General features: G+C 54.3%; 18 protein-coding genes. 15 read left to right on the top strand and 3 right to left on the bottom strand.

Annotation, left to right across the window (positions count from 1 at the left end; genetic code table 11):
* The first annotated feature begins 36 nt into the window (after window positions 1–36).
* On the top strand, window positions 37–264 hold the full coding sequence (locus SIB64_RS10730) for an NAD(P)H dehydrogenase assembly family protein (protein WP_413440201.1): 228 nt from the start codon (window positions 37–39) through the stop codon (window positions 262–264).
* On the opposite strand, the gene SIB64_RS10725 is transcribed toward SIB64_RS10730, so the two are convergent.
* Both SIB64_RS10725 and SIB64_RS10720 read right to left on the bottom strand, forming a co-directional pair.
* Window positions 253–1,524 (bottom strand): M16 family metallopeptidase, encoded by a 1,272-nt coding sequence (locus SIB64_RS10725; protein WP_413440200.1) that lies wholly within the window; start codon window positions 1,522–1,524, stop codon window positions 253–255. The two genes, SIB64_RS10730 and SIB64_RS10725, sit on opposite strands and share 12 nt — an antisense overlap.
* Complete coding sequence (locus SIB64_RS10720) at window positions 1,521–2,801, bottom strand: M16 family metallopeptidase (protein ID WP_413440199.1); 1,281 nt, start codon at window positions 2,799–2,801, stop codon at window positions 1,521–1,523. The genes SIB64_RS10725 and SIB64_RS10720 overlap by 4 nt, the downstream gene beginning before the upstream one ends.
* A 19-nt stretch (window positions 2,802–2,820) precedes the next feature.
* On the opposite strand from SIB64_RS10720, the gene SIB64_RS10715 reads away from it, so the two are divergent.
* The 14 genes from SIB64_RS10715 to SIB64_RS10650 all read left to right on the top strand — a co-directional run bounded on the left by SIB64_RS10715 (window position 2,821) and on the right by SIB64_RS10650 (window position 16,759).
* Entirely contained in the window at window positions 2,821–3,564 is a 744-nt protein-coding gene (locus SIB64_RS10715; protein WP_413440198.1) for a phycocyanobilin:ferredoxin oxidoreductase, read from the top strand.
* A gap of 84 nt (window positions 3,565–3,648) precedes the next feature.
* The gene (locus SIB64_RS10710; RefSeq protein WP_413440197.1) at window positions 3,649–4,716 is read left to right on the top strand and encodes a type II CAAX prenyl endopeptidase Rce1 family protein; all 1,068 of its coding nucleotides are present in this window, start codon (window positions 3,649–3,651) and stop codon (window positions 4,714–4,716) included.
* A 164-nt stretch (window positions 4,717–4,880) separates the two neighbouring features.
* Window positions 4,881–5,783 carry a class I SAM-dependent methyltransferase gene (locus tag SIB64_RS10705; RefSeq protein ID WP_413440196.1) on the top strand — a complete coding sequence of 301 codons (903 nt, stop codon included), beginning with the start codon at window positions 4,881–4,883 and terminating at the stop codon, window positions 5,781–5,783.
* A 1-nt stretch (window position 5,784) separates the two neighbouring features.
* The gene (locus tag SIB64_RS10700; RefSeq protein WP_413440195.1) at window positions 5,785–6,726 is read left to right on the top strand and encodes an N-acyl amino acid synthase FeeM domain-containing protein; all 942 of its coding nucleotides are present in this window, start codon (window positions 5,785–5,787) and stop codon (window positions 6,724–6,726) included.
* 50 nt (window positions 6,727–6,776) lie between these two features.
* Entirely contained in the window at window positions 6,777–7,682 is a 906-nt protein-coding gene (locus SIB64_RS10695) for an HlyD family efflux transporter periplasmic adaptor subunit (RefSeq protein ID WP_413440194.1), read from the top strand.
* Window positions 7,682–8,851, top strand: coding sequence for an ABC transporter permease DevC (gene devC / locus SIB64_RS10690; protein ID WP_413442991.1), 1,170 nt, complete (start codon window positions 7,682–7,684; stop codon window positions 8,849–8,851). The genes SIB64_RS10695 and devC overlap by 1 nt, the downstream gene beginning before the upstream one ends.
* The gene (locus SIB64_RS10685; protein WP_413440193.1) at window positions 8,851–9,537 is read left to right on the top strand and encodes an ATP-binding cassette domain-containing protein; all 687 of its coding nucleotides are present in this window, start codon (window positions 8,851–8,853) and stop codon (window positions 9,535–9,537) included. The genes devC and SIB64_RS10685 overlap by 1 nt, the downstream gene beginning before the upstream one ends.
* Before the next feature lie 32 nt (window positions 9,538–9,569).
* On the top strand, window positions 9,570–9,725 hold the full coding sequence (locus tag SIB64_RS10680) for a hypothetical protein (protein WP_006171625.1): 156 nt from the start codon (window positions 9,570–9,572) through the stop codon (window positions 9,723–9,725).
* 99 nt (window positions 9,726–9,824) lie between these two features.
* Window positions 9,825–10,769 (top strand): glycosyltransferase family 2 protein, encoded by a 945-nt coding sequence (locus SIB64_RS10675; protein ID WP_413440192.1) that lies wholly within the window; start codon window positions 9,825–9,827, stop codon window positions 10,767–10,769.
* Between the two features lie 127 nt (window positions 10,770–10,896).
* Entirely contained in the window at window positions 10,897–11,616 is a 720-nt protein-coding gene (gene rpsB / locus SIB64_RS10670) for a 30S ribosomal protein S2 (protein WP_413440191.1), read from the top strand.
* Between the two features lie 92 nt (window positions 11,617–11,708).
* Entirely contained in the window at window positions 11,709–12,368 is a 660-nt protein-coding gene (gene tsf / locus SIB64_RS10665; RefSeq protein WP_413440190.1) for a translation elongation factor Ts, read from the top strand.
* A gap of 5 nt (window positions 12,369–12,373) precedes the next feature.
* Window positions 12,374–13,513, top strand: a complete 1,140-nt coding sequence (locus SIB64_RS10660) for a hypothetical protein (protein WP_413440189.1) — start codon at window positions 12,374–12,376, stop codon at window positions 13,511–13,513.
* Window positions 13,465–15,990: an ATP-dependent DNA helicase RecG gene (gene recG / locus SIB64_RS10655; protein ID WP_413440188.1), complete on the top strand. Its 2,526-nt coding sequence runs from the start codon at window positions 13,465–13,467 to the stop codon at window positions 15,988–15,990. Before SIB64_RS10660 ends, recG begins: the two co-directional genes overlap by 49 nt.
* 43 nt (window positions 15,991–16,033) lie before the next feature.
* Window positions 16,034–16,759: a M15 family metallopeptidase gene (locus tag SIB64_RS10650; protein ID WP_413440187.1), complete on the top strand. Its 726-nt coding sequence runs from the start codon at window positions 16,034–16,036 to the stop codon at window positions 16,757–16,759.
* Here the strand turns inward: SIB64_RS10650 and SIB64_RS10645 are convergent.
* Window positions 16,723–18,507 (bottom strand): NADPH-dependent assimilatory sulfite reductase hemoprotein subunit, encoded by a 1,785-nt coding sequence (locus SIB64_RS10645; protein ID WP_413442990.1) that lies wholly within the window; start codon window positions 18,505–18,507, stop codon window positions 16,723–16,725. The two genes, SIB64_RS10650 and SIB64_RS10645, sit on opposite strands and share 37 nt — an antisense overlap.
* Window positions 18,508–18,606 lie beyond the last annotated feature (99 nt).

The raw sequence follows: 18,606 nt of genomic DNA, 5'->3' as shown, positions 1-18,606 counted from the left end.
CATCCTGCTCGAGAATGCAATCCCTGCCCAGATCTCATGGCTTCGATCGGCGACAAGATGCGACTGAAGGACTCGGTTCCGTATCTCAAAACGGCCGATCCGATGCCGATGCTGCGCCCACCTGACTTGATCAGTTCTGGGGAGATTGGTGAAGTAGTGGCTCTCCATCCACTCAACGTGCTTGCCGTTCGGTTCAGGCGCGGCACGTTCCTGATTGCTGAGGACCGCCTTGTCTGCGTTGATCAGCCGGATTCAGCGCCCTGAATCTGCATTGTTTGACCAGACGCGCTCCAGCTCGGTGAGCCGACCACTGGGGCCGCAAAGGCTTAACCGAGGAGCCTGAAGGTGCTTTTGCGCCACCCTGATCAGATCTGTGCTCGTTACGGCCTCCATGGTCTGCCTGCAGAGGTCGTCATGGTCGTTCTGCAGACCGAGTCCTCGAAGCTGAACACGTCGTTCGGCCCGTTGCGAACTTGTTTGGCGTCCGTGAGCCATCTGCCCGAGGTACTTGCATTTCGCTAGATCGAGGTCGGCGTCGGAGAGGGGATCGGAGAGAAGTTCCTGCCAGCTCTCCATCAGCAGCCTCAGAGACAGGTCGGAGCGGTCCGCCCCGCTGGAAGCATGCATGACGAAGGGAGCCTGGTGAGCGCGGCACGGGAAGTGAACACCAACGTCGTAAGCGACGCCGTGCTCCTCCCTCAGCCGGCGGAAGAGCAGGCTTGACATGCCCACGCCGAGATGGCATTGCAGCAGGCGCAGGGGCAGGTCGTCGGCATGACCATGGGGAACGGTGGGCTGTCCGAGCATGATCACGACCTGCTCCGTCGCCAGCGGTTGACTGATCAAGGTCTCACGACGGGTCTGTCCGATCGACTGTGGGTCTCCAGGCTCGACGGATGGTTCGCTGTTGCTCGAGCTCCAGTCACGGAAACCGGGCCACTGCATCAGATCTGATTCCAGTTGATCCGGCCAGAGTCCCGCCACCGCCAGGACGGCGGGAGAATGCTTCATGCCCTCGGCCAGGGGTTGGAGTGCATCCCGGTCGAGGCTGGCGACATCGGTTTCCAAACCCAGGGGATCGTGTCCATAGCCGCCATTGCCGTAGGCAACCTGTCGCCACCCATCGAAAGCACGGTGAAATGGATCCTCCCGTTGGCGCTGCAGAGCCTGAAGACTCAGATTGCGTTCAAGGGCGATCTGGCTTTCCACAAGATGTGGAGCGGTCACCATCCAGGCCATCAACGGCATCAGCTCGGAGGCGTCGCTGCTGGCGCAGCGAAGACTGATCAACAGACCATCCTCATGGGCTTCACAGCGCAGTCCGGCGCCGCTCCCTTCCACGAGATCAGCCAGTTGCAGATGATCGTGGGGCCCACAGCCACGACTCAGGACCGAAGCCAGCAGCTGGTGGACGCCGCGCTGGCCCTCTGGATCCGCAGCACTTCCACAAGGAATCAGCAATTTGGCCGCCATCACATCCGGCGTGCTGAGGGGCTCAAGAAGGAGCTCAGGCCTGGCGGTCACGATGCCTCTCCGGGGAGAGCCACCAGCGTGCAGGCCTGATCGGGTTGGAGATGGGTGAACAATCGCTCCTGCAATGTGACGTCAGTCCAGCTCTTCAGGACCTCAAGCGGCTGGAGAAGACCTTGAGGACGATCCCAAAGCATTTGGTTGGCGGCCATGCCCGCCACCTGTGTGGCCGATTCGAGCGCGAATCGCAAACCGTTACCCACCAGGCGATGGCTCCGTTCCAGTTCCCAGGGTTCGATCGGCTGGTCTGCTGCGCGCTTGAGCTGGTCTTTCACGGCCCGTTCGGCGCGGGCCACATTCTCCTCACTGCAACAGATCTCCAGGGTTACCAAACTTCCCTGTTCCAGAACGGTCAGATCCATGTCGACAGTTTCGACGATCTGCAGGTTCTCCCGTAGTTCGGAGACGAGACGGCTGCGCCGACCTTCTCCCAGGACGGTGGTGGCCAGATCCGCGCCCATCACCGTGGTCTGCTCGCTTGCAGGAGCCATCGACCAGAGCATTAGCAGACGGGCGGATTCCAGCCGATCAACCCTGATCTCATGGCGCCCGGGCTCCACGGCCGCTAACGGAGAGGGAACTTCTTTGTAGGAAGCGCCAGGCAGATCTGCAAGAGCCGACGCGTTAATCCTGTCGCGAAGTCCATTGAAAGCTGGTCCGGCAACGGCCAAACAGCAGTTGCTGCCTCGATAATGATGGGTGTGGAACCCCCGCATCACCTCAGGTGTCATGGCCAGCAATGAAGCGGGTTTACCCAGGATTGGCCGGCCGTAGGGATGACCTGGACAGGCTTTGGAGAGGAGTTGTTGCAGGACCTGCTCATCCGGTTGATCGGCGTATTGGGCGATCTCTTCAAGCACCACATCGCGTTCCAATCCGAAGGCGTCGTCAGCCAGAGATGGTTGAAGAACTAAGTCGAGAAGCAGGTCCAGGGCCTGGTTGGCCTGGTCTGCTGGGATCAGAACGTGGAAATGAACATCGTCAAAACCTGTAGCAGCGTTGCTACTGCCACCGAGGGCTTCGATCTCTCTGTCAAAGGCCCCTGCCGCGAGTTGCTGGCTTCCTTTGAAGACCATGTGCTCCAAAAAATGGGCCAGCCCCTCCTCCCGTGTCCGTTCCCAGCTGCTTCCCGCCTGGCACCAAAGATCAAGGCAGGTGAGGGAGGCATCGGGCATCAGGGCCTCAACGCAGCCCACACCGTTGTTCAACGACCAGTGATCCAGCGACGGACCGGAGGGGAGGGAGTTCAGAACTGCGTGGCAAAGTTCCATTCTGTGCCTGTCTGACTGAATGCAGCCCCCGATGACGGATGGATCAGAGGGCATGCACCCATTGGTCTATGCGCTGGCGGACTGCATCCGCGGCAGTTGGATCGATTTACCCGACCTCAAGCCACTCAGGCTGGCGTCGGATTTGGAACAGATCAGTGGCTCCTTGGACGGGGAACGCCTTTTTATTCGCAATGAGCTCAAGCGCTGCCGTGGTTTGCGCAAGATGCATCTGGAGATCGCCCGTCTGGGAATGGGATTGCAGATCCTGCACTGCGTTTGGTTTCCTGATCCCAGATTCGATTTGCCGATCTTCGGAGCTGATGTCGTTGCAGGTCCCGCAGGGATTTCAGCCGCAATCGTTGATGTGTCACCGGTGTGTGGTCACCTCCCAGCGGTGATCGAAAGCGATCTCTCTGCTCTGCCACGTCCGACGTTCCGCCAGGAGCGGACCTTGCCAGGTTGGGGAACCATCTTTTCCCCCCATGTCTGCTTCATTCGGCCCGATGGTCTCGATGAGGAGAAGCAATTCCTATCTGTTGTTTCGCGTTACCTGGAGAGTCTTGGTTCAGCGGTGATGTCTGCTTCTCCAGATTCGTCATCACACCGTTCAACGCTGGATCGCTATGAAGGGCAGCTTAATTACTGCGTTCAACAAAAACGCAATGATAAAACCCGTCGGATTCTTGAAAAAGCCTTTGACGTCACTTGGGCTGATCGTTACATTACAGAACTTCTTTTTGATGATCCTGAAAAGCCATGTTGAGCCTTGATTTCATTGGATTGGCACATTTACTGCTGAAGCAACATTTTTTGATTAGATTTGGTTAGACATCGCGATGCTGTTGGCATGAACGGTCTGAAAACAGCAAGTATCTTCAACAGCTTGGACGATCAGACGTTTGCAGAGCTGCTTTCGCTTGCAGAAACAAAGCTTTTTGATCAGGACGAATTGATCATCGAGAAAGGTAAAATTAATGATTTTTTTGTAATTTTATTGGAGGGTCGTTTTGATGTTACTGATCAAATCGGGGATCAAAAGTATGTCGTAGCATCCTTATTCGAGCCCGGGGAATTTGTTGGTGGTCAGTCTCTGCTTGGGCGCCCTGCAAGTATGAATGTGGAGGCTCGTGGTCAGACAAACTGCCTTTTATTTCCTCTGAATCAGATAAGGAAATATTCTGATATTTACAATTTATTGGTGAGGAATTCCGCTGTTGACACAGCACGAAAGCTTGAGTCAACAAATCAAACCTTATTGCTTCAATTAAAGAAGGCTTCGAATGCTTCTTCGACGATACTTCTGTGTTTGTCCGGCTTCAGTATCGCTATGATATTTCTTTCATTCATGGCTTCCATAAATTACCCGACTGATGGGCTATGGAGTTGGTTGTTTATTTTATTTGTAATCCCTCCGCCATTGATATTTGTTGCTGCGACGCGGCAGCCCTTGGCTGCATTTGGGGTGACATCAGAACATTTTGTTAAAAGCCTTCTCGATGGTGTGATTGGAAGTATTTCTATAGTCGTTCTCTCTTTTCTCGCTATTTACTCCTTCCCTAATGCCTTTGGTATTAGTGCGGTTGATGTTTTCGAAGCCATGCACTTGAGTCGTTTGCAAACATATTTTTATCTACTTCACTGCTATCTTCAGGAATTCTTTGTTCGTGGATCAATTCAAACATCACTTGAAGAAGTGATTCAATTTCAGTGGAGAAAGCCATTAGCAATTGTGTTGGCATCTGCAATTTTTTCTGTCCTTCATTATCCACTTGGTTTTACTCCGATTGTTGCTACCTTCGCAAGTGGCTTGTTGTTCGGTTTTGTTTACTCACGAACAAGAAATTTAATTGGTGTGACTTTGATTCACTACGTTGCTGGCAAGATCTTTTTTGGTTTATACAATGCTCTGTCTTAGGCGAGTGGGGAATTGGTTCGGTGGATGGTCGATTGATGCGGTCATGACTCGCGTCTGACGGTTAGCAGTTCCTAAAAAAATACGCCATAAAGTCGAAGAAATTATCATGAACTTAGCAATCTTGCCCTGCTACGGCTAGGTATTAAACATCTTGGTAATTTACTGTGAAAGCCGACGAAGCAAGCTCAACCGCTTACACGGTCTCTCAGGGAATCGTTTACAGCGGCAGGTATTCAGAAGATCGAGGTCACGTTCCAGGGTCACTTTTAGATAGCAACGAGTTTATTCTTCGATCTTCGAGGGCGGGGAGAAAACTTTTGCGACGTCTAGAAAGTCCTATTCATAGATTGCTTCTGCGGTTATTTGAGCGATTAACGCTTCCAGGAATGGCATTTCACTATGTGCTCAGAAAAATGTATATCGAACATTGTGTACGTGATGCGATTTCTGATGGTGCCCAACAGGTTATTGTTCTTGGTGCTGGATTTGATACTTTGGCCTGGAGATTGTCGACGGAGTTTGGCTCAATTCGATTTATTGAAGTTGACCATCCGGCAACTAGCAAAGATAAGAATGAAGCTCTTGTTGAACAAATAAAATTGACAAAAAATTATTATTTTGCTGCGGTCGACTTTGCTCGTGAAAACTTGCTTGATGCTTTATCAGGTTGTCAATTTTTTGATCAAAGTCTTAAATCTGTCTTCGTGTGCGAGGGTGTGTTGATGTATTTATCTTTGTCTGATGTTGAGCTTTTGCTGTCTTCTGTTTCCCAATTGACAAGTCAAAGATCACAATTAATCTTTACCGCATTAGAGCCTCTCGATTCCCCAAACAATGACAGTGGCTGGCTCTTAAGATTATATTTGCGTATTAAGCAAGAGTCGCTTGGTTGGACATGTGCACAAAGCTTGATCTCCCCTTTCCTCGAGAAACATCATTATCACTTGATAGAGAGTGTGGACGATCGACAAATAGCCAGTATGTTGGCTTCTGGTCTGTTGCGTCAACGTTTTCATCGTGGTGAATATATAATTAATGCTATGTCAGAACATTCATCACAAGGCTGATATGAGTATTAAGATTAAGCTTGCTGAGACAGCTGCAGAGATTGATGAAGCTCTGCAATTGCGACATAAAGTATTTGTCGAGCACGATGGTCGCTATTCTCCAGCACCCGATAGACGCTTGTATGACCGTTTTGATTGCTGTGGCACTTCAGTTCTTGTAATTGCTATGGCGGCCGATCAGATTGTAGGGACAGCCAGACTCAATCGGGATGATCCAACAATTGGTTTCCCCGCCGATGAATATTTCGATTTCCGATCGTTTTCTCCCAAAAACGCCGCGACTGCGTCGCTGAGTCAGCTTGCGATTGACCCTGAACTACGTGGAAATCTAAAAATATTAAATGGCATGATGATGTTAACCTATTATTGGGCACACCGAAATAATATCAGCCATTGTGTTGCACCATTTAACCCAGCATTGACACGGGTAATGCAACGTATTGGCTTTGAAAAAATTGGTGATGTCGTTCAATCTCATCATCATGATCTTGCCATTCAGCCAATGAAAATTAATATGCTTGAAGTCCGTAAAAGTTTTATTGATTTCGTTGAGCGTCAAGCCTTTATTGGATTTATGGAGCCTTTCTTTCGAGAATATTTTGACGACGGCGAAGTTGTTGTTAACGAGGGCGAGGTGGGGGATTGTGCTTATTTTATTGTCGATGGGTCCGCCAATGTTGAGGTTTCCTCTAACTCTGATGGGTCGAAAAAAGTGGTTGCCACCTTAGGTAAGGGAGATCTTTTTGGTGAATTATCGCTGATCTTGGATCAGAAGCGATCGGCGAGTGTTGTTGCCTCTAATAATTTAGAGGTTATGATTCTAAGTCGCCGCCAATTTATCAATTGTATTCAGAACGACTCAAAAAATGCCATGTATACTTTACAGATTCTGGCATCACGTCTTGCGGCGACCACGTCCAGCATGGATAGCGCAGAAACCTAATCCCCCTATGATGGGCAAACGTTAAACGGTTAATTGCAAGCGCCGCTCAGATGCAATCTCGTCTCATTGTTCTTGTTGCCGGTCTTGGCATAGCCGCCGTAAGTCTGGGCTATTTACAATTCCGCAAAACCTCTGAAATCTCAGAGTCAGCCCCCTCTGAACCTGTCGAGCGACCGCAAATCCGAACTGTTGCTGCTCTCGGCATCCTTGAGCCTGAAGGCGATGTCCTTCAACTCGCTGCACCAACACTTGGTGTTGTCGGTGCCCCTCGTATATCCCAACTCCTTGTCAAAGAAGGTGATCTGGTCCTCGATGGGCAAGTGTTAGCGGAATTTGATAATCGTCAGGAGGTACTGGCGGACATGGCGGAAATTCAGGCAAAGGTCCAGGGTCTTGATGCTCGGATCAAGCTTCAGGAACGTGAGTTGGATCGATATCGGCAACCAGCCTCGTCTGGCGCGGTGGCTTTATTGAGTGTTGATGACGCACAGGACGAATTGATCCAGCTTCAACAAGAAAGGTTGGTGTCTTTGGCTCAATTAAAGGGTCTTAATGCAGATTTGCAGAAAACACAATTACGTTCGCCGATTGAGGGTCAGATCCTTCGGGTTCATGCTCAAGTGGGTGAGCGTCCCTCAGATATCGGGGTGATGGAAGTAGGAAAAAGCAGCAAGATGCAGGCAAGATTAGAAGTTTATGAATCAGATATAGGTAGAATTCGTCCTGGTCAATTCGTAAACTTGAAAAGTGAAAATGGTGGTTTTAGTGGTTCTCTGACAGGAAAGGTGATATTGATCACTCCGCAGGTACTGCAACGGGAGGTACTTTCAACGGACCCGACTGCTGATGCCGATGCGCGAATTGTTGAAGTACTTGTATCACTTGAACCAAAGGATTCTGCCAAAGTAAGCCATCTCTCAGGATCGAAGGTAATCGCACGCTTTGAGTCTAAATGATGTTTGGTCTTTTAAGACAAAAACGCATTTCTCTCTCATGGTTGATGCTTACACGTCAACCAGTACGTTTGTTAATTGCTCTGGCTGGGATCAGTTTTGCTGGGATTTTGATGTTCATGCAATTCGGATTTCGTGATGGTTTGTTTGAAGCTAGCGTCACCGTCCACCGTCTCTTTGACGCAGATCTCGTTTTGATCAGCCCAAGTTCGGTGAATTCGGTTCAAATGGAGGGATTCCCACGCCGGCGTCTGGTCCAGACGCTGGCTGATTCGAGAGTCCAAGGCATCTCGCCCGTGCACTGGGGCCTCATGCTTTGGAGGAATCCTGAATCGCGCGGTACACGTTCTTTGTTGGCCCTTGGGTACAACCCAGACGACCCTGTTTTTCTCGATCCCGATTTTGAGACAGAAAATGACCAATTGAAGCTCAAGGGCCGAGTTTTATTTGATGAATTGTCCCGACCAGAATTCGGGCCGATTCCTGAAGAATATCGTGAGGGAAAGTTGGTGGAAACTGAAATTGCTGGGAATCGTGTTCGGGTTGCCGGTCTCGTTAAGATTGGGACGAGCTTTGGTGCGGACGGTAATCTTGTTACGGGAACAGAAACGTTCCTTGATTTGATGCCAAATAAGAGTCCGGGGTCCATAGAAGTTGGACTGATAAGGCTTTACGACGATGCTGATGTTGATAAAACGAAGCAGTCTTTGCAAAAGTTACTACCAGGCGATGTTCGCGTTTTAACCAAACAGGAATTCATTGACTTCGAGCAGGATCATTGGCGTAGTGGAACTTCAATCGGTTTTATTTTTACGCTTGGAGCCGCGATGGGATTTGTTGTTGGCTGCGTGATTGTCTATCAAGTTCTTTATTCTGACGTCACTGATCATCTGCCTGAATATGCCACGCTCATGGCTATGGGTTATCCACTGGGCCAGTTGCTGGCAGTTGTGATCCGTGAAGGTTTTTACCTGGCTGTGATGGGCTATCTCCCTGCTTATCTTGCAGGAGAAGGACTGTATTGGCTGGTGCGCGATGCGACTCGGCTGCCTGTGTTAATGACTCCAGAGCGGGCCATCACTGTTCTGGTGATGATTTTTTCGATGTGCCTCGCTTCCTCTGTGCTTGCCATGCGCAAGCTGGCTGATGCTGATCCGGCGGAGATTTTCTGATGACAACCGATACCGTCAAAATTGATTCACTGGTCCACAGTTTTGGGCATGGATCGACATACCGTGAAGTTCTCCGTGGCGTTTCTCTCAATATCTCCGCAGGTGAAGTTGTCATCCTCACCGGCCCTTCGGGTTGCGGCAAAACCACTTTATTGACTCTGATTGGTGCTCTACGCACCACCCGTTCTGGATCGGTCAATGTTCTTGGTCAGGAATTGAGAGGTGCGGGTCGTCGTCGTCGTCAGCGGCTTCGACGACGAATTGGCATGATTTTTCAAGGGCACAATTTGTTGAAATGCCTCACGGCTGAAGAAAACGTGCAAATGGGTGCGGATCTGTTGCCGGGGCTGTCATTTGCAGCAAGACGCGCTCGCTCCAGGGAATGGTTGCGTGCTGTGGGTTTAGAGGGTCACGAGATAAAAAGGGTCGACCAGCTCTCCGGTGGTCAGCGTCAGCGTGTGGCGATTGCACGTGCCCTGGCAGCGGAACCTCAGTTGCTGCTTGCGGATGAACCCACGGCTTCATTGGACAGTGTTTCTGGGCGTTCCGTGGTGGAGTTGCTGAATAAATTGGCCCGTGAGCAGGCCTGCGCTGTTCTGATGGTCACCCACGATCCACGCATTCTCGACATGGCCGATCGGTTGTTGCGGATGGAAGATGGATGCTTGCTGGAAGCTGGAGAGTAGAATCATTATTGACGTTTCATTGATTTCATCGAATGGCGAAGCGCCGGAATCTCAAGAAAGAAAAGCAAGAGCGAAATCGCGCCTACGCCCGCAAGTTCAAGAAGCGCAAACTGCGCAATGACGGACGTGGAGAGGGTGCTGGCAATGGTGTCACGGGAACTGCCAACAACGGCGGCGCTGCCGACTAGGGACCAGCCTTTTCGATCCATCGATGAAAGGGGGCCGAGGAGCCCCCTTTTGTATGCGTTCAGGCTTTCCAATCAGCTCTGATTATTGAGGTTGTTGTGATGTTTGCCAGTGTCGTGATTCCGACCTACAACCGGAAGCCGATCCTGGAGAAGTGCCTGGAGGCTCTTGAGGCTCAGGATCTAGGTGGCGTTCTGGAAAAGTATGAGGTAGTCGTCATCGATGACGGCTCAACGGACGGCACTCCGGACTGGTTGCGCGCCAAAGCAAAGCGTTTCCCCCATGTTCGTTTGTTTGAACAGGACCATGGCGGTCCCGCTGAAGGACGCAACAACGGGGTCCGACGGGCGCTAGGCGACGTGATTGTGTTCATTGACAGTGATCTGGTGGTGACCCCCACGTTTCTTGCCTGTCATGGCAGGGCGCTGAAGCGGGCCTGGAAAGGAAACGACGCCAGGCTCTCTTTCACCTATGGGGCTGTCATTAACACAGCGGATTTCGATAACCCCACTGGAGAGCGACACAAATTACGTGACCTTTCCTGGGCCTATTTCGCTACGGGGAATGTGGCGATTGATCGCCATGTGCTCGAATCATCAGGACTCTTTGATGTTGGATTCAGGCTCTACGGCTGGGAAGATCTTGAGCTGGGCGAGCGGCTACGTCGCATGGGTGTGGAATTAATTAAATGTCCAGAAGCTGTTGGATACCACTGGCATCCAGCTTTGAGTCTGGATCAGATCCCAAATCTGATCCGTGTGGAAGGTGAACGGGCCCGGATGGGACTGGTGTTTTACCGAAAACATCCAACCCGGCGCGTGCGCTTCATTATTCAGTTCACCTGGCTCCATCGGATCCTCTGGGAACTTCTCACTCTGGGTGGCTTGATCAATGAACAGAACCTCCGGCCCATCTTGCGCTGGTTGATTCGCCGAGGCCATTCGGGCACCGCGATGGAGTTGCTGCGGTTGCCGTTGAATCGCATTGGTGTGAGGGTTCTCTTCAGGGAGGCCAAGGCATCTGGAATCAACTGCCCCTTGCTTTGATAACTTCTACTAGTCCTTTCAAACCGCACACCTGCTCGTTTCGGGTGAATGCGATCGGAGCTCATGCCACCAGGCAGATCACCGATCCGTCCCTAGCAGGTGGAGGCGAACCCGAAACCCTCGAACCATGGCTGTTGTCACACTCTCCGAGATGATGGAGGCCGGTGCCCATTTTGGGCACCAGACTCGTCGTTGGAATCCCAAGATGTCGCGCTACATCTACTGCGCGCGTAATGGAGTTCACATCATCGATCTTGTGCAGACTGCTGTCTGCATGAACAATGCCTACAAGTGGACGCGCTCTGCAGCCCGCAGCGGCAAACGCTTCCTTTTTGTCGGCACGAAGAAGCAGGCGTCTGAAGTGGTGGCCCTTGAAGCTGCCCGTTGCGGTGCTGCCTACGTCAATCAGCGTTGGCTGGGTGGCATGCTCACCAACTGGACAACAATGAAGGCCAGGATCGACCGTCTCAAGGACCTCGAACGGATGGAAGCCAGCGGCGCCATTGCCATGCGCCCGAAGAAAGAGGGGGCAGTGCTTCGTCGTGAACTTGAACGTCTGCAGAAATATCTCGGAGGATTGAAAACCATGCGTCGGCTTCCCGATGTTGTGGTGCTGGTTGACCAGCGCCGTGAATCCAATGCCGTCCTCGAGGCTCGCAAACTCGATATCCCACTGGTCTCCATGTTGGATACCAACTGCGATCCTGATCTTTGCGAGGTCCCGATCCCCTGCAACGACGACGCTGTCCGTTCGGTGCAGCTTGTTCTCGGTCGTTTAGCTGATGCGATCAATGAAGGTCGCCACGGATCAAATGATCAACGCGGCGGTGACGACATCGAGGGCTGAGCTCCTCGATCGCCCTAAACGCTAAGTTCGCGCCGCCGTCCTGCTTCAGCTTGACGGTGGCTCTTCACGTTCCACTTTCTTCCCTTTCTCAGATGGCTGCCGTATCCGCCAAGCTTGTCAAAGACCTGCGCGACAAGACTGGCGCGGGAATGATGGACTGCAAGAAAGCCCTCTCTGCTACAGACGGGGACACAACAAAAGCAGTCGAATGGTTGCGTCAGAAAGGAATCGCGAGTGCTGAGAAGAAATCAGGCCGCACCGCTGCAGAAGGCGCAGTCGGCAGCTACATCCACACCGGTGCACGCGTCGGTGTCCTGCTCGAAATGAATTGCGAGACCGATTTCGTAGCACGCGGTGACATGTTTCAGGAACTCGTGCGTGACGTCGCCATGCAGGTCGCTGCCTGTCCGAATGTGGAATATGTCACGACGGATCAGATCCCCGATTCGATTGTTGCCCGTGAGAAGGAAATTGAGATGGGACGCGATGATCTCGATGGCAAGCCCGACAAGATGAAGGAGAAAATCGTTGAGGGTCGCATTGGTAAACGCTTGAAGGAATTGGTCCTCCTGGAGCAACCCTTCATCAAGGACAGTTCAATCACTGTGGCTGAACTCGTCAAACAGACCGCCGGCAAGATTGGTGAGAACGTTCAGGTTCGCCGATTCACGCGTTACACCCTTGGAGAAGGCATTGAGGTCGCTGAAAACGACTTTGCCGCAGAGGTGGCTTCGATGCAAAACGCCGGCTGAACCTGGTGCCCGAAGCGGAACCACACAACGTTCACGATCCATCTGAACAGCTGGCAAAGCTTCAATGGCTTTGTCAGCAACGTTCGGCGTCGTTGTATAGGGATGAGGCCCTCTATCTTCAGATCCTTCGCGACGAGTTGCCGAGCAGGATCCGTCAGGCCCTGTATCGCCTGGTCAGTGATGTTGATCCAGGCCGTTTCGCAAACCTTCCTGAGTCAACCCGTCAGCAATTTCACGTCGCTGTTGAAGAGCTCGGGAGCCGCTGTTCTGTTTTGCTCACCATTGAACAGCTGGTCCACCTGGTTGGCCAGATGGAGGAAGAAGCGCGTCGCCACCAGGCGCGAGCGAATCGGGAATTGCTGAATGGATTGGCACAGCAGCAGGAACAGCTGACGCAAAGCTCAACGGAGATGTCGTCCCAGGAGCCGACAGGATCGGTCAATCTCAGTTTCGATCTGCCCCTCAGCGAGCCCCAGCGGTATGGGGCGCTGCAACCGCGTCGCGACAGACGCGAAGCAGCGGCAGCTCAGCCGCCAACGGATGACAGTCCGGACAGCGGCGACCTGGGTGTGCTCCGTTCGCTTTTTCAGTTGGCGGGGGAGGCGCTCGATCATTCAGCTGGCATGGCTGAAGATGAGTTGACGTCACTTGCCGTTGCCGGGAGCGATTCAGCCAACAAGGGCATGATGCCCGACATGCCGGATGGCCTTCTTTACTGGATGGAGGCGCTGGATCAGGCGCTCAGCCGTCGCCTTCGCAATCTCTCCCACGCCATCAACGTGCAAATGTTGCGTTGCGGTCTGGCCAGCACCCTGCTGCCGGTCACGTTGTTGGAGGCTGTGTTGAACGGACAGGTTGAAACCCATTCAGCGGCATCAAATCTGCTCCGCCTGCGCCTTCCCATGGCCGTCGGTGATTTGGAACAGGGCGTTGATGTGTTCTGTCTTTTGCTGCGATCCGGCGAACTGGAATTTGACAGCCATCGTTTGCGTCGATGTCGGCGTCGACTTCGCCAGCATCAGCAGGAACTGAACACAATGGTGCGACAGCAGCGGCATTGGCAGCGCCGATACCTCGATCACGAGGCGAGAATTCTTTGGCAGAGCTCGACCGATCCGAAACCACCTCAGGCACCAGGGGGCTGACCCAGCACCAGTTGCAGCAGCTCCTGGGGTGGCTTCGTCCACTGCAGCAGGCTCTGACCCTGGAGATCGAACGTGATTGTTCCGACGTTCAGGGACGTCAGCAACGGTTTCATCAATTTCTGGAACAGCAGCTTGCTCAGCCTCCGGCCCTTCCCTTTCCCGAGGGCAGCCCTGAACGCCTGGAGACCCTTCAACAACGCTTTGGAAGCTATCCGGGTCTTGAACGGGCTGAACGTCGACGGCTGATCACGGAAACCCGTCAGTGGCTGCACGGTCTCCGTTCTCGTCTTGAGCCTTCGGCGCCGATGGCTCCCCCGACATTGAAGCTCGTCTCTGATCGTTCTCGAGATCGGCCAAGCCGGGAACCCCTGAATCTCGATAGTCCCCTCTCCGCTTTGTCAGGCGTTGGCCCCAAATTGGCTGCACGGCTTGCATCGATGGGGCTGTTGCTGGTGCGCGATTTGTTGCGCCATTACCCCCGCGACCACGTTGATTACTCCGCGATGCGCCGGATCAATGCATTGGTGGCAGGTGAAACGGCAACAATCGTCGCCACCATCCGCCGTTGCAGCGGCTTTGTGAGCCCTCGCAATCCGAATCTGGCGATCCTGGAATTGCAGCTTCAGGATGCGACAGGCAGGCTCAAGGTCAGTCGGTTCCTGGCTGGCAAACGCTTCAGTTCAACGGCATATCTGAAAGGGCAACAGAGGCTCTTTCCCCCGGGAGCCACTGTTGCCGTCAGTGGACTTGTCAAGGATGGCGCCTATGGATTGTCTTTTCAAGATCCGTTGATCGAGGTGCTGGAAAGTGCCAACGCTCCGGTGAAGTCGGATCGGATCGGGCGCCTGCTTGCGGTGTATCCACTCACGGAAGGGATCGCTGCGGATCGGTTCCGTGGTTTGGTCGAGCAAGTGCTTCCCCTGGCGGGCCAATGGCCGGATCCGCTCAGCGCGGAGGAGCGCCGTCGCTTCGATCTGATTCCCCTGGCAGAAGCCCTGCAGGGTTTGCATCGACCCGTCGATCGTCTTGGACTTGATCTCGCGCGTCGCAGACTTGTCTTCGATGAATTCCTGTTGCTGCAGCTGAGTCTGCTGACCCGTCGTCGCATTCTTCGCGCCAAGCCCGCCCCGGCCTTGGGGCTCTCCGGAGCGCGCGATGGCTTGGTGGGCCATTTTATGGAGCTGCTTCCCTTTGCTTTCACGGGGGCTCAGCGTCGTGTCCAGGCTGAAATTGAGGCCGACCTTCAGCGCCCAGAGCCCATGGCACGTTTGGTGCAGGGTGATGTTGGCTCCGGGAAAACAGTGGTGGCCATCGCTGCTCTGCTCAGCACCGTTCAAGCTGGCTGGCAGGGGGCATTCATGGCTCCTACCGAGGTTTTGGCCGAGCAGCACTACCGGAATCTCTGTGGCTGGCTGCCCCAGCTGCATGTGAGCGTCGAGCTGCTCACGGGGTCCACTCCCAAGCCCCGGCGTCGCCGGCTGTTGGAGGATCTCATCAACGGATCGCTGCAGGTCCTGGTGGGTACCCATGCCCTGCTGGAGGATCCAGTTCTGTTCTCCCGTCTTGGTCTGGTGGTGGTTGATGAACAGCATCGTTTCGGCGTGCACCAGCGGGATCGCCTGCTCAACAAGGGATTGCAACCGCACCTATTGACCATGACGGCAACTCCGATCCCCCGCACCCTGGCGCTGTCGTTGCACGGGGATTTGGATGTCAGTCAGATCGATGAGTTGCCCCCAGGTCGGACGCCAATTCGTACCGCGATGCTCTCCGCTTCACAGCGCGATCAGGCCTGGGAGTTGATTCGCTCTCAGGTTGATCAGGGTCAGCGGGCCTATGTGGTGCTGCCGCTTGTGGACGAGTCTGAAAAACTCGATCTGCGATCCGCTGTGGATGTGCACGATGAATTGATGTCAGGGGTCTTCTCCGATCTCGGGGTCGGCCTGCTGCATGGTCGGCTCAGCAGTGCGGAGAAACAGCAGGTGCTGCGAGCCTTTGCTTCGGGTGAACTTCAGGTTCTTGTGTCCACAACCGTCGTTGAAGTGGGGGTGGATGTTCCCGAAGCCAGCGTGATGGTGATTGATCATGCGGATCGCTTCGGACTCGCCCAGTTGCATCAGCTGCGGGGTCGCGTTGGGCGCGGTGCCGCTGCCTCCCACTGCATCCTGATCAATGGCAGCTCGAACCCCCAGGCCAGGCAGCGTCTGGATGTGTTGGTGCGCTCGACCGATGGCTTCGAAATCGCTGAAATGGATCTGAGATTGCGTGGTCCAGGACAGGTTCTTGGAACACGCCAGTCTGGTTTGCCCGATCTTGCCCTGGCCAGCCTGGCCGACGATGCGGCTGTCTTGGACGACGCTCGGGCCGCTGGGGAGAGCATTCTTACGGACGACCCTGACCTAGGGCAACACCCCACCCTGCTTCAATTGCTCGCGGACCAACAGCGACGACTGGCAGGTGGCACGCCGCTGAATTGAAGATCGTCCCTTGTTATGAAGGGTTGACTCTGCGCCACTGGATGTGAGGCCTTGGAGTGATCGGCCGATCGTCGATTGTCAGGAACCCCTGGAACCTCTGCCGGATGCCTTGCTGCGACTGGAGCCTCACCCCTATGTCAGCGTCGGTGCGCCCTATGGAGCAGGGGCAGACCCCTTTCGTCTCCGTTCCGGGGTGATTGCACGGTTGCTCGGCGCTGAGGACCAGTTAAAAGCCCGTCATCCGGAGCTCCGCCTTGCTGTTTTCGATGCCTGGCGGCCTATTCCCGTTCAGTCCTACATGGTGGCCCATGCCATCAGCGAGGAGTGCAATCGCCGTGGTGTGGATCGCCTGGATCCAGCCCAAGCCCAGGATCTGAAGAGTGTAGTGGCCGATGTTGGCCGTTTCTGGGCACCACCGAGTGATGATCCTGCTACACCACCTCCCCACAGCACCGGGGCTGCAGTCGACCTGACCCTTGCATCGGCATCCGATGGGTCTCCTCTTGACATGGGAGGAGCCATCGATGCGATCGGTTCAATCTCCGAACCGGATCACTACAGGGATCAGGCGGATCACCAACCGCTGTCTTCCGCGGCGGTCTGGCATGGACGACGAATTCTGTTGCGCCAGGTGATGACCGCATTCGGGTTCGAACAACATCCGAACGAGTGGTGGCATTTCAGCCATGGAGACCAGCTCTGGGCCTGGCGCAGTGGAGCCGCTCGAGCGATTTACGCAGCGACTCCCAGCAGCTCCGTCACCGCCTGAGCCCCAAGCTTGTTGACGTGGTCACCCAGGCTGCGGCGACCGCCAGCATCCCTCCAACTGCGGAGGAGGGGCTCAAGTGTCGCTTCGAGCTGATCGAGGGGCATCCTCTCGATGAACGGCTGTGCCAGGCGCTGCAGGTTGGGGGTGCCCCCAAGCCACAGCTGATATTGGTTGACTCCACTGCCGACCAACCCCAGTTCAGCCATGTAGGGGCGTGCACAACCATTCGGACAGCCGGTCATTCGCACCAGGATCGATTTTTCAATGTCGAGGCGTCGCAGCAGTTCATCCAGCCGTTCAAGCACGCTGGGGAGGATCCGTTCTGCTTCTGTGATCGCCAGTCCGCAGGTGGGCAGGGCAGGGCAGGCGATCGCATGACGGGCAAGAGGCGCTGGAGCCTCGGGAACGTCGAACCCAAGTGCGGAGAGTTTGTCTCGGATTGTTGCCCGTTGAGGCGTGCCGATGTTGCAGAGGAGCAGATCCTGGTTGGCGGTGAGGCGAATCTCAAGCTGATAGGTCTCAACAAGGCGACGGAGCCCGGCTTTCATCTCACCGCTGAGGCGACCGCACATCAGGGGAAGGCCCACGAACCAACAGCCGGCGCGTTGGCGGTGCCAGCCGAGGTAGTCCATCAACTTGGCCTTCGGTTCATTGCGCAAGCCTTTCAGTTGGCCTTTGAAATAGCGCTCTTTGAGCATGCTCCGGAACCACTGAATTCCCTTGTCGTGCAGGAGGTATTTCAAACGGGCGTGCTTGCGGACCTCCCGATCACCGAAGTCCCTTTGCAAGGCCATGATCGATTGAACGAGATCAAAAATGCCATCGGCATCGACGTAGCCGAGGGGATCAGCGACACGGGCGAAGGTTTCCTCCTTGTTGTGGGTTCTTCCCATGCCACCGCCGACGTAGACGTTGCAACCCCGAAGCACTCCAGAGGGATCGGTGAACACCACCAGTCCAATGTCCTGGGTGAGCAGATCGACGGAGTTGTCTCCTGGAACCGTGACGGCGACCTTGAACTTTCTCGGCAGATAGGTGTCTCCGTAAAGCGGTTCGTCTGCACTGTTGGAAAACACCCCCGTATCAATCTGTCGTTGTCGGGCCTTGCGAACTGGACGACTCGGTTTGAATCGATAACTCAGATCACCGTCAACCCACAGATCGAGATAGGAGCACTCTGCGGCTTCAGGGCTGAGCAGATCGGCAATCTCGTCGGCCAGCTGCCGTGCCACGGGGTAACCACCCTTCTCAAATGGCGCTGGAGGAGCCATGACATTGCGGTTGATATCACCACAGGCCGCCAGCGTGGAGCCAAGGTTGCGCACAATTGTGCCGATCACCTCTTTCAGATCGGCCTTGGCGATGCCGTGCATCTGAAATGCCTGGCGGGTGGTGGCCCGTAAGGTTCCATCCCCGAGGCGATTCGAAAGCTCGTCGAGAGCCATGAACAGTTGCGCAGGGATCCGTCCACCCGGACTGCGCAGGCGGAGCATCATCTGCCAGCAGCGGACCTTGTCCGTCTTTCTCAGCTCCCGGTGATTCTGTTGGTAGCTGCCATGAAACTTCAACAGCTGAACTGAATCCTCGCTGAATTTGATCTCTTCATTCTTGAGCTCTGTGGCAAGCGGTTCCCTTAGATGACCGCTGTACAGCTTGCGTTTCTCTGCTTTAGAGAGCGCCGTATCGATCGATTCGGTCGGCGGTGAAGGTCCATCCAAGACCAAGACCTCGCTTGAGGCCTTGTCCATGGCAATCACTGCAACCTGGCCGTCGCTCACGAGTCCGATTGATGTTTCATTTGAAACTAGCTAAGGGGCTTCCCATAAAGTCTCCTACGGCACTGACGG

The sequence above is a fragment of the Synechococcus sp. MIT S1220 genome (assembly GCF_047303025.1).
Taxonomy (GTDB): domain Bacteria; phylum Cyanobacteriota; class Cyanobacteriia; order PCC-6307; family Cyanobiaceae; genus Parasynechococcus.
Note: the sequence above shows the minus strand (reverse complement) of the source record. Positions and strands in the feature narration are given on the sequence as shown.